Here is an 11,333-nt window from a genome sequence, read left to right as displayed (position 1 = left end):
GATTGCACCGTCCATCTGTGCAGCACCTGTGATCATGTTTTTAACATAGTCGGCGTGTCCTGGGCAGTCTACGTGTGCGTAGTGGCGAGTTGGAGTATCGTACTCTACGTGAGAAGTAGAGATGGTGATACCACGCGCTTTTTCTTCAGGTGCGTTATCGATTTGGTCGAATGCACGAGCAGAACCGCCGTAAGTTTTTGCCAGAACAGTAGTGATAGCTGCTGTCAGAGTAGTTTTACCGTGGTCAACGTGGCCGATAGTACCAACGTTAACGTGCGGTTTTGAACGTTCAAATTTTTCTTTAGACACGACTCTATTCCTTATGGAGTTCCCTCTTCACGATAAAGAAGGAACTTAAATTAAAGTAGTTAACCGATATAAAATCGATTATTTAGCGTTACGAGCTTCGATAACAGCCTGTGCAACGTTGTTTGGTGCTTCATTGTACTTCAGGAACTCCATAGAGTATGAAGCACGACCTTGTGTCTGAGAACGCAGGTCAGTAGCATAACCGAACATTTCGGACAATGGTACTTGTGCACGAACGACTTTACCAGTAGGCAGGTCATCCATACCTTCAATCATACCACGACGACGGTTCAGGTCACCAATAACATCACCCATGTAGTCTTCTGGTGTTTCCACTTCGACTTTCATGATTGGCTCAAGCAGAACAGGTTTAGCTTTTTTGAAGCCATCTTTAAACGCGATTGAAGCCGCAAGTTTAAACGCCAGTTCAGAGGAGTCAACATCATGGTAAGAACCGAAATGCAGACGAACACCCATGTTAACAACAGGGTAGCCAGCTAATGGGCCAGATTTCAGCTGCTCTTGGATACCTTTATCAACCGCAGGGATGTATTCAGTTGGAATTACACCACCCTTGATTTCGTTGACAAATTCGTAGTCCATTGGCAGACCGTCTTTATCGTTTTTGTTCAGTGGGAACATATCGATAACGACATGACCGTACTGACCACGACCACCAGACTGTTTCGCGTGTTTACCTTCGATGTCAGTCACTTTAGCAGTGATTGCTTCACGGTAAGCAACTTGAGGTTTACCAACGTTCGCTTCAACTTTAAATTCACGACGCATACGGTCAACCAGAACGTCCAAGTGCAATTCACCCATACCAGCGATGATAGTCTGATTAGTCTCTTCATCACTTGATACGCGGAATGATGGGTCTTCTTGAGCCAGACGGCCTAATGCGATACCCATTTTTTCTTGGTCAGCTTTCGTTTTTGGTTCAATTGCAACAGAGATTACTGGCTCTGGGAATTCCATACGCTCTAGGATGATTGGTGCATCAACTGCACATAAAGTATCACCTGTCGTTACGTCTTTCAGACCGATTGCCGCCGCGATGTCACCAGCGCGAACTTCTTTGATCTCTTCACGTTTGTTAGCGTGCATCTGTACGATACGGCCAAAACGTTCTTTTTTCGCTTTAACTGCGTTCAGCACTGTGTCACCTGAGTTAACAACACCAGAGTAAACACGGAAGAACGTTAAGTTACCAACGAATGGGTCGGTTGCAATTTTAAATGCTAATGATGAGAATGGCTCATCATCACTTGCGTGACGCTCTGCAGGAGTGTCTTTACCGTCATCCAGAATACCATTAATTGCAGGTACATCTGTTGGCGCAGGTAAGTAATCAATCACTGCATCCAGCATCGCCTGAACACCTTTGTTCTTAAATGCAGAACCACAGGTAACCAGGATAATTTCGCTTGCAAGAACACGTTGACGTAATGCAGCTTTAATTTCTGCTTCAGTCAGTTCTTCACCGCCCAGATATTTTTCCATCAGTTCTTCTGATGCTTCTGCTGCGGTTTCGATCAGGTTGTTGTGCCACTCTTCAGCTGCTTCTTGCATGTTCGCAGGGATATCTTCGTATTCGAAGGTAACGCCTTGGTCTTCATCGCTCCACTTGATTGCTTTCATTTTCAGCAAGTCAACAACACCAGTGAACGACTCTTCTGCGCCGACTGGTAATTGCAGTGGAACTGCGTTAGCTGCTAAACGTGTTTTTAATTGCTCAACAACACGTAAGAAGTTCGCACCCATACGGTCCATTTTATTAACGAACGCAATACGTGGAACTTTATATTTGTTAGCCTGACGCCATACAGTTTCAGACTGTGGCTGAACACCACCAACCGCACAGTAAACCATTACTGCGCCATCAAGAACACGCATAGAACGTTCTACTTCGATTGTGAAGTCAACGTGTCCCGGGGTGTCGATGATGTTTACACGGTGTGGCTCATACTGTTTTGCCATACCAGACCAGAATGCAGTAGTCGCAGCAGATGTGATAGTGATACCACGCTCTTGCTCCTGCTCCATCCAGTCCATTGTTGCAGAACCTTCGTGAGTTTCACCAATTTTATGGTTTACACCAGTATAGAACAGAATACGTTCAGAAGTTGTGGTTTTACCGGCGTCGATGTGTGCACTGATACCGATATTACGATAACGTGCTATGGGCGTTTGACGGGCCATTTTTTCCTCTCTCGTGGGCGTTCAATGCTTCATATAAAGGGTAGCAAATGGCTACCCTGAGATACATCACTAATGTAGGTAAGAAATTATTACCAACGGTAGTGTGCGAACGCCTTGTTAGCTTCTGCCATACGGTGAACGTCTTCACGTTTCTTAACAGCGGAACCTTTGTTCTCAGCAGCGTCTGATAATTCATTTGCCAGGCGAAGTGCCATAGATTTATCACCGCGTTTACGAGCAGCATCAACGATCCAACGCATTGCCAGGGCATTACGACGAACCGGGCGAACTTCAACTGGAACTTGGTAAGTTGAACCACCAACACGGCGGGATTTAACTTCCACAGTCGGACGCACGTTATCCAGTGCTAATTCGAATGCATCAAGTTCAGTTTTACCAGAACGCTGAGCAAGGGTTTCAAGTGCGTTATATACGATTGCTTCAGCAGTAGATTTTTTCCCGTCTACCATCAGGATATTTACAAACTTGGCCAGTAATTCTGATCCGAACTTAGGATCTGGAAGAATTTTACGTTGACCTATTACGCGACGACGTGGCATGGATATGACTCCGTTGTTAATTCAGGTTTGTCCAAAACTCTACGAGAGTATTTTGACATTAAGATTAAAATGTTTGGCCTTACTTAACGGTAATCCATTAAGCCTTAGGTTTTTTCGCGCCGTATTTAGAACGAGCTTGCTTACGGTCTTTAACACCAGAACAGTCCAGTGCGCCGCGAACGGTGTGATAACGCACACCTGGCAAGTCTTTAACACGACCGCCACGGATAAGGATTACGGAGTGTTCCTGCAAGTTGTGGCCTTCACCACCGATGTAGGAAGATACTTCGAAACCATTAGTTAAACGAACACGGCATACTTTACGTAATGCTGAGTTTGGTTTTTTAGGAGTGGTAGTATATACACGAGTACATACGCCACGTTTTTGCGGGCAAGCTTCCAGTGCTGGAACGTTGCTTTTCACAACTTTCGAGCTACGAGATTTGCGTACCAGCTGATTAATAGTTGCCATTATTAAAAAAGCTCCTGGTTTTTTTGCTTCGTAAACACGGATTTTGACCTCGTTCGCCAACATGACGATACACGAGGACGCGAAATTTTATTGCCGACTGAGTCAGGTGTCAAGAAATATACAACTTTTAGTGCCTTTATAAGGCAAAATGTTGTTTTTGGACTTCTGTTAGCTTCACAAAACCTTGATATGTGATCACAGAAACGGCGGGTGATAGGGTATTTTGCAACCCTCGAGCGTTAATATCGACATCCAAGGCATATAATTGTGCCCCCGTTTTTTGTAATGCATCAAGGAAAGGTGACTGTGATATTGCAGTAGCCACGCCATCTTGCATCAATAAAACCGCGTCTTTATCTGTAATTAGGCGAAGTATAGCCGAAAAATCACAGTTAAACGGAGATGTTGCTAATGTATAAAGCATAGAAGCGATCCTACTATAGATCAAAAAACAACCCAAGCTCAAAATACAAACAATCGATTAAAATTTCAGCACCACATCACAATCAGCTATTTTTTGCTGGATTTCAAGTGAACTGAGCATTTTAGGAGTAACTACAAACTCGCTCATTTCCGATAGTCCACGTTCCTGAAGGGATTCCCGACAAAGATAAATATTTTCAATGTCATATAGCGGTAATATTTTAAATGTTGCGATATAGTCCCGCGTAAGAATAGCTTTTGGCTGCTGATTTGTAAGAAGTTGAAAGACGCCATCTGCAATAAAAAACACTTCAATTTCATCCGTTAATGCAGATGTTGCCAGCAAGGCATCCAACCCTTCTCGCCCACTTGCATTTCCATGGGGCATTGTCGTAAACACGAAGGCAATTCTTTTCACGCGATACCTTACTTTCTTAGAATTGAAGGGTTCTATCTGTTGTCATCATAGCTTCAGCTAAGCTGCCTAACCCACTCATCATAAACCCACTCGCTAAATTATTGACTGGTAATGATAAGTTTTGAGCCTGTTCTTGATCAACGACGCCACGTCGTAACGCCGCAGAAACACAAATATGCATCTCACAACCTGCATCTTTTGCCAGTTGCTGCCAAGCCTTGAGTAAATCGAACTCGTCCGTTGCGGGAGATGTGAGTAAGTTTGCGTTCAGCACACCTTCACGATAAAAAAACACGGTTTTTAACGTGTGCCCTTCTTCGAGAAGGGCTTTGGCAAATTGATACGCACTTGCAGCTTGTTGCGTCCCATATGCTGGGCCCGTCACCAAGATACAGTACGTTAATGGATTAGCGTGACTCATTCACCACTCTTAAACTGACGAATGTACAAATAAACGGTGTGTTTTGAGATATTTAAACGATCAGCAACTTGGTTAATTGCATCTTTGATATCGAAAATGCCTTTTTCATAAAGGTTCAGAACCACTTGTTTATTCTTCGCATTATTCGATACGTTACGATCAGCGCCCACTTCTTCAATGGTGTATTCTAACGTTTGAGCGACTAAGTCATCAACGGATGAAGCAAAGTTTACATCTGAAGTGACTTCTTGTTTTGTTTCTGGAACAAACGATTGAATAATTTCGGAGAAAGGCACATCTAAGTTCATATTGATGCACAGCAAACCAATGACACGCTGCTTACGGTTGCGGATCGCAATCGTCACTGATTTCATTAAGTCGCCGCTTTTCGCTTTAGTAAAGTAGGCTTTAGAGACGCTAGATTCTTCATCTGCCATATCGTGCAGCATACGCAGCGCAAGGTCAGTAATTGGGGAGCCAATTTTACGCCCTGTGTGCTGGCCGTTAGCAATTCTCACCGCAGAACAATTCAGGTCTTCCAATGAGTGAAGAACGATTTCACAGTGCCCACCAATTAGCATTGCTAAGCCATCAACCGCCGCTTCGTATGATTTTAAGATTTCGTGGTCGGTTTCAGCAAAAGGCTGGTTATCCAGTATATTAATATCGCTGAGGTCGTGTGACTGTAAAGAATCTGACATTTTCAACATCATCCTTCTAATGTAAACATTTCATCCAGTTGACTAATAAGGCATTCATTATTCGACTAATTTGCCTTTATTGCACCGCGTATAATCAACAATTGTGATGATAAATAATAAAATAGAGTCTTCTGAAGTTAAAACTCCAAGACGTCGCCGTCAAGCGAATGAATGCAAGACAGTCTGTTTTATCACAAGTTTTAAACAATTTGGGGATTTTTTTGCCGAAAATTCACCACGGTTAGACTCTGTTGCCACGCCAGGCAGTGACTTATCTAAAACTGGATCATAAGCCTTGATTCCGCATAATTTATAACAAAAAAACAACTTACTTGCTGGTAAATATAAATTTTTCATTCTCTTTAATGAGTTTTCATTAATAATACATTTAAATCGAAACCATAATTAAAACTATAAAATTATAATTTCTTACCATTTTATTTGGCCAGAATAGTATCAAGGTATTATATTCAATTATTTAAACTTAATAATGATGTAATTCTATCCACATGCCAAATTAATTAATGAGGTTTATTTTGATTAAACGAAAAATCTACATGCTAATTATTTACTTCCTAATAGTTTCATTCAATGAAATATATGTCTTATTACTGTTAATCACCGGCACTATCACAGTGCACATTGATGAGCTGACCATCTATTCAATCATTTTTACTTTACTGATTATGGCAATGCGGTCACTGCTACTTACCTCTGTGCTAAGTTATTCATTACATATTAAATCCATAATTAAACGCATTTTCATGTTAGCCATTTCATTAATATTAATTGTTGATGCGATTAACCTTTTTGTTTTCTATTTATCAAATCTTGATATTTCATATTTCACGCCTTTCCATATTATTAGAAATTCACCTAAAACTTTTATATTTTTAACCATATTACCCACTGTATTTTCTTTATATTTAAATAAGGAGCTTTCATGGCAAAAAACAAAAACATCTTAATTTTTAGTGTGGTTTAATCGATAACTATGTATAGCTTAATTTTCTTATTTGTATAAAAAAGCCCAAGACAAATGCCTCGGGCTTGATAACAACTAAAATCTATTTTATTTAGCAGCAGGTTTGATATCTAATAATTCAACATCAAAAACTAAAGTAGAGTTAGCTGGGATACCCGGCACGCCGTTTTCACCATACGCTAAATCGGCTGGGATCACTAACTGCATTTTGCCGCCTTTTTTCAGGTTTACTAAACCTTCAGTCCAGCCTTTAATTACTGAGTTTAATGGAATAGTCAGTGGCTCGTTACGTGAGTAAGAGCTATCGAACTCAGTACCATCAATCAGAGAGCCTTTGTAATGTACAACAACGGTTTCATCTGCTTTAGGTTTAGCACCTGTACCGTCTTTTTCAATTTTGTACAGTAAGCCTGATTTGGTTTTCACTACGCCTTTTTCTTTAGCGTATTTTTCACGGAATTCAGCGCCTTTTTTCTCATTGCTTGCTGATTCGTCCTTCATTTTTTTGTCGGCGGCTGCTTTCACCTGCCCTTCGAACTGACGCAGAGTTTCTTCAACTTCCGCATCGGTCATTTTGCTTTTACCATTGAATGCATCTTGAACACCCGCCAGCAGTTGTGCGTTATCCAAGTTAATACCAATGGTTTTTTGTTCTTCTAATGAATTCTGCATGTAGCGACCTAAAGAAGCGCCCAGTGCGTAGGCATTGCGCTCTTCTGCATTTTTAAATGCGCTACTTTGTGCTTTAGCTTCCGCTGCCATAACTTGCGGAGCAGTGAAAGTAAGTGCCAACGTTGTTGCCAGAAGACTTGCCTTAAACAGTGATTTCATCCTAATCTCCGATGATTTTAATGCGAACCTATTTGAACAGTAAACCCAATGTTTACCATTCATTTTATGATAATGCCCCTAATGCTTTGGGGACTCATTATTTATTTGTATAGAAACAGTATAATCATTTCTTCAGACAACATTAACAAAAAGAGGTTTCATCGCCTATATGTTTAACTAAAACTTATCTGTTGATTTGTAATGTTCGGTTATTATGATGGTTTGATTATGATGAAAACGCCTAAGGAGAGTCGAAAATGGACTCATCTCATTCATTTGAACAACGTTTAGAACTTTTAGAAAGCAAAGTAGCTTTCCAAGAATTAGCTATCGAACAACTAAATCAAGTGATTACTGACCAGCAAATGCAGTTGACGCGGATGCAAGAACATTTACGCATCGTCACGGAGAGGCTGAAATCGTCGCAAGATTCCCATTTGGCGCGACCAGAAGAAGAAACACCGCCGCCACATTATTGATAGCGACAAAAAAGGAAGCTTTCGCTTCCTTTTTTATTCTATAACAAGCACTAATACGTCGTATTAGTGGCAGCCGCAACCGCCATGCTTGTGACCGTGGCCGTGACCTTCGCCACCACCGCAGCAACCACCTTCTGAACCGTGGCTATGACCGCCACCGCCACAGCAACCACCTTCGTGGTCGTGGTCATGGTCGTGACCATCTGCGCCATGAACATGGCCATGTGCGATTTCTTCTTCTGTTGCTTCACGGATGCCCATGACTTCAACATTAAATTTCAGGTTTTGACCTGCTAACATGTGGTTACCGTCAACGATAACTTCGTCGCCTTCAATCCCTGTGATTTCGACAGGAACTGGGCCCATGTCAGTGTCAGCTAAGAAACGCATGCCAACTTCCAGCTCATCAACACCCATAAAGACATCTTTAGGAACGCGTTGAACTAAATTGTCATCGTATTGACCGTATGCATCGTCAGAAGCCACTTCAACATCAAAGTTTTCACCAACAGAACGGCCTTCTAACGCTTTTTCCAGACCAGAAATTAAAGAACCACGGCCATGCAAATAGTCCAGTGGCGCACTTGCCGGGGACTCATCAACTAAAACACCGTCTTCTGTTCTTACTTGATAAGCCAAGCTGACCACCAAGTCTTTTGCTACTTTCATGACATCTCCTACTACCCGTAAGGGGAAAATTTTTTGCCAATTGTACCGAAAAACAATGATGATGTATTGAGAATTGACAAATTTCTCTTATTCAGGTGTAAAAATACCAATCACCTGCTCTTTTTGCCTTACGTGCTCAGTGGCAACCTCCCCCGCTTGGCGTTGTTGATCGCCACAGTTGACGCACTCCACCACATCAATTTTATCTTCACGCCACATCATCAACGTATCTTGTGATTGGCATTTCGGGCAGGTTGCGCCTGCAATAAAACGCTTACGTGTTGAAGCCATTTCTTACCCTTATTGTTCATTATTCCAACTGTGTGGCTGTCGGTGTTCTCTTTGCATCTCTTTTTCGAATAGCTCGTTGAGTTCACGACGTGCTTCTTTCACGCGTGAAATTTGCCCGCTATCACTGTTTTCACTTTCGGGATAGACATCTCGCAGCATACGCATATCTAAACGACGGAAATGCTGTTTTGCCCGATAGGCTTTGTGTGGATGCATACCTGTACTAATTAATGCTTTGCTACCGAGCTCCAAGGCACTAGAAAATGTTTCCCGGCTAAAGTCGGTTACGCCACTGTGCAATAATTCATGTGCCTCCAGACGGCCCTTTGCTCGCGCAATAATATGCAAGTTAGGAAAGTTTTCTTGGCAAATTCGCACAATTTCCATCACTTCCTCAGGCACATCACTGGTGATCACAATGGCTTTGGCTTTATCAGCCCCCGCTGAACGCAGTAATTGCAGCTCTCGCGCATCACCGTAATACACGGTATAACCGTAGCGACGCATTGTGCCAATCGCAGTCACATCTTGTTCAAGTACCGTGATTTTGACTTTATTGGCCATTAATAAACGCCCAACCACTTGCCCCATACGACCAAAGCCCACCAAAATAACATGTGGGTCGTTATCTTCCACAAATGGCTTTTCACTGGATGCAGGTTGCTGATTATAGCGGTAGTTCAAATAAGCATCTATCAGCTGCATCACAAGTGGCGTTGTCATCATCGAAAGTGTGACCACCACCAGCAAAAGATCCATTTGGCGCTCATCAATGACACTTGCCCCAAAAGCCGTCGCATAAATAACGAAGGCAAATTCACCGCCTTGGCTTAAGACTCCAGAAAATTGGGCTCGAGCACCATTACGCAGCCGTGCAGCAAAACCAAGCAAATACAGCACCAACGCTTTTACTGCCACCAAGACCACCACGGCAATCAATACCTGAGGTAAATAAGTCCACAATATTTGTAAGTTAAGCGACATCCCTACAGAGATAAAAAACAGCCCTAGCAATAAGCCTTTAAATGGCTCAATGTTGATTTCTAATTCATGGCGAAACTCTGTTTCCGCTAACATCACCCCTGCCATAAAGGTTCCTAACGCCATCGAAAAACCAAGGCTTTCCATAATCAATGCTGAACCTAGCACCACCAAAAGTGCTGCTGCCGTGAAAATTTCATGTACCCCCGATTTCGCGGCAAGCCTAAACATCGGACGTAATAAGTAGCGACCAACCACCCATAACCCAAAAAAAGCAATAACTTTTAAGCCAATTTTTTGCCAGTCGCTGGTTGCTGTATCCCCTGCCAATAAGGGGATCAATGCCATAATCGGGATCACCGCCATATCTTGGAATAGCAAAACAGAAAAACCGAGCTGGCCGCTTTCCTTATTGGACATGCCCTTTTCGTTCATGAGTTGCAGTGCCATCGCTGTTGATGACATCGCCATCCCCAGTCCACCCACAATAGCGGCTTGCCATGAAAATTTGGCTAGAAACAACAGTGATGCCATGATTGCTGCGGTGACCACAACTTGAACGGTGCCTACACCAAAAATCGAACGCCTCAGTTCCCATAACTTAGAGGGTTTTAACTCTAAGCCAATTAAGAACATTAGGAACACGACGCCCATTTCAGAGAAATGCAAAATATCATCAACATTATGGATAAAGCCAAGTACAAATGGCCCAATCATTATCCCCGCCAATAGATACCCAAGTACCGCGCCCAAACGAATTTTCTGGGCAATGGGTACCATGATGACACCCGCGCAGAGGAAAATGATAACAGATTCAAATAGCCCCATATCTGACATTAGGAAAGCCCTCCCGCACTCAGCGGTTGTTGTATCCATTGACGGTAGTCATCAATAAGCTGTTGAAAATGGGCTTTAGGCTGCCGACGAGCCGCATAAATAATAGTCGGCTCCAGCCATTGCATATCACACATTAATGCGGTCAACTCAAATGGACGAAGTATTTCTGTTAGCGGATAACGGTTGTATCCATCGTGCTGGTAGGCATGGATAGGTTCTCCTGTTGTAATCACTGAGCGCCAATATTTGCCTTTTAATTTTTGGTACCCCATATCGGTGGCAAAACGGCGAGTTAATACGCGGTCAAACCACTCTTTCAACAATGCGGGACAACTATAAGTATAGAGCGGATGCTGAAAAACAATCACATCATACAAACACAACAGCTTTTGCTCCGCGGTCACATCAATAAAATAGTCGGGGTATGTCGCATATAAATCATGTACCGTGACATGTTCAAAATCACGCACCGCATCAAGCAATGCCTTGTTGGCGATAGATTCATCAGGGTCTGGATGGGCATAGACCACCAGCACTTTTGGTGTATTTGACATCTTTCCCTCCTCAAAGGCGTGTCAGACGGATAATTTTCCGTTACCATGCTGCCTGCTATACTCATCATACTTCTCGTTGCAGTGTTGTTGACTACGCGCATTCTCACTAGTCACCTACTTAAGTAGGCGCCTAGCGACTCATTTGCTTGTCGCCTAACTGCACCGTGAATTATTTAGAGTATATACATTGGTAATTT

Annotated in this window: 14 protein-coding genes; 1 reads left to right on the top strand and 13 read right to left on the bottom strand. The window is 42.6% G+C overall.

Annotated elements, in window-relative coordinates; all coding sequences use genetic code 11:
• The 9 genes from KDJ85_RS13970 to fkpA form a co-directional block, all read right to left on the bottom strand.
• Positions 1-309: GTP-binding protein (locus KDJ85_RS13970; RefSeq protein ID WP_263974622.1), on the bottom strand; the 309-nt coding region annotated here is incomplete at its 3' end.
• A 78-nt stretch (positions 310-387) separates the two neighbouring features.
• Positions 388-2,514 carry an elongation factor G gene (fusA, locus tag KDJ85_RS13965; protein ID WP_225820186.1) on the bottom strand — a complete coding sequence of 709 codons (2,127 nt, stop codon included), beginning with the start codon at positions 2,512-2,514 and terminating at the stop codon, positions 388-390.
• Positions 2,515-2,603: 89 nt separating this feature from the next.
• The gene (rpsG, locus tag KDJ85_RS13960; protein ID WP_004262486.1) at positions 2,604-3,074 is read right to left on the bottom strand and encodes a 30S ribosomal protein S7; all 471 of its coding nucleotides are present in this window, start codon (positions 3,072-3,074) and stop codon (positions 2,604-2,606) included.
• A 97-nt stretch (positions 3,075-3,171) separates the two neighbouring features.
• Positions 3,172-3,546, bottom strand: a complete 375-nt coding sequence (rpsL, locus tag KDJ85_RS13955) for a 30S ribosomal protein S12 (protein ID WP_004265905.1) — start codon at positions 3,544-3,546, stop codon at positions 3,172-3,174.
• Positions 3,547-3,682: 136 nt separating this feature from the next.
• Complete coding sequence (gene tusB, locus KDJ85_RS13950; RefSeq protein WP_225820185.1) at positions 3,683-3,970, bottom strand: sulfurtransferase complex subunit TusB; 288 nt, start codon at positions 3,968-3,970, stop codon at positions 3,683-3,685.
• A gap of 57 nt (positions 3,971-4,027) precedes the next feature.
• Positions 4,028-4,387 carry a sulfurtransferase complex subunit TusC gene (gene tusC / locus KDJ85_RS13945; protein WP_225820184.1) on the bottom strand — a complete coding sequence of 120 codons (360 nt, stop codon included), beginning with the start codon at positions 4,385-4,387 and terminating at the stop codon, positions 4,028-4,030.
• 16 nt (positions 4,388-4,403) lie between these two features.
• On the bottom strand, positions 4,404-4,808 hold the full coding sequence (gene tusD, locus KDJ85_RS13940; protein WP_225820183.1) for a sulfurtransferase complex subunit TusD: 405 nt from the start codon (positions 4,806-4,808) through the stop codon (positions 4,404-4,406).
• Positions 4,805-5,509, bottom strand: coding sequence for a helix-turn-helix transcriptional regulator (locus tag KDJ85_RS13935; protein WP_206084803.1), 705 nt, complete (start codon positions 5,507-5,509; stop codon positions 4,805-4,807). The genes tusD and KDJ85_RS13935 overlap by 4 nt, the downstream gene beginning before the upstream one ends.
• A 1,072-nt stretch (positions 5,510-6,581) precedes the next feature.
• On the bottom strand, positions 6,582-7,325 hold the full coding sequence (fkpA, locus tag KDJ85_RS13930; RefSeq protein WP_206084805.1) for an FKBP-type peptidyl-prolyl cis-trans isomerase: 744 nt from the start codon (positions 7,323-7,325) through the stop codon (positions 6,582-6,584).
• A gap of 257 nt (positions 7,326-7,582) precedes the next feature.
• Between fkpA and KDJ85_RS13925 the strand changes: the two genes are divergently transcribed.
• The gene (locus KDJ85_RS13925; protein ID WP_206084806.1) at positions 7,583-7,804 is read left to right on the top strand and encodes a SlyX family protein; all 222 of its coding nucleotides are present in this window, start codon (positions 7,583-7,585) and stop codon (positions 7,802-7,804) included.
• Between the two features lie 63 nt (positions 7,805-7,867).
• Here the strand turns inward: KDJ85_RS13925 and slyD are convergent, their stop codons facing one another.
• From slyD to kefG, 4 genes are all read right to left on the bottom strand, one after another.
• Positions 7,868-8,473, bottom strand: coding sequence for a peptidylprolyl isomerase (gene slyD, locus KDJ85_RS13920; RefSeq protein WP_225820182.1), 606 nt, complete (start codon positions 8,471-8,473; stop codon positions 7,868-7,870).
• An 87-nt stretch (positions 8,474-8,560) separates the two neighbouring features.
• A complete protein-coding gene (locus KDJ85_RS13915; protein WP_206084808.1) occupies positions 8,561-8,764 on the bottom strand; it encodes a YheV family putative zinc ribbon protein in 204 nt (67 codons plus the stop codon).
• Between the two features lie 9 nt (positions 8,765-8,773).
• Entirely contained in the window at positions 8,774-10,582 is a 1,809-nt protein-coding gene (gene kefB / locus KDJ85_RS13910; protein WP_225820181.1) for a glutathione-regulated potassium-efflux system protein KefB, read from the bottom strand.
• Positions 10,582-11,136: a glutathione-regulated potassium-efflux system ancillary protein KefG gene (gene kefG, locus KDJ85_RS13905; protein WP_219245452.1), complete on the bottom strand. Its 555-nt coding sequence runs from the start codon at positions 11,134-11,136 to the stop codon at positions 10,582-10,584. Before kefG ends, kefB begins: the two co-directional genes overlap by 1 nt.
• Positions 11,137-11,333 lie beyond the last annotated feature (197 nt).

The organism is Providencia vermicola (assembly GCF_020381325.1).
GTDB lineage: Bacteria > Pseudomonadota > Gammaproteobacteria > Enterobacterales > Enterobacteriaceae > Providencia > Providencia vermicola.
Note: the sequence above shows the minus strand (reverse complement) of the source record. Positions and strands in the feature narration are given on the sequence as shown.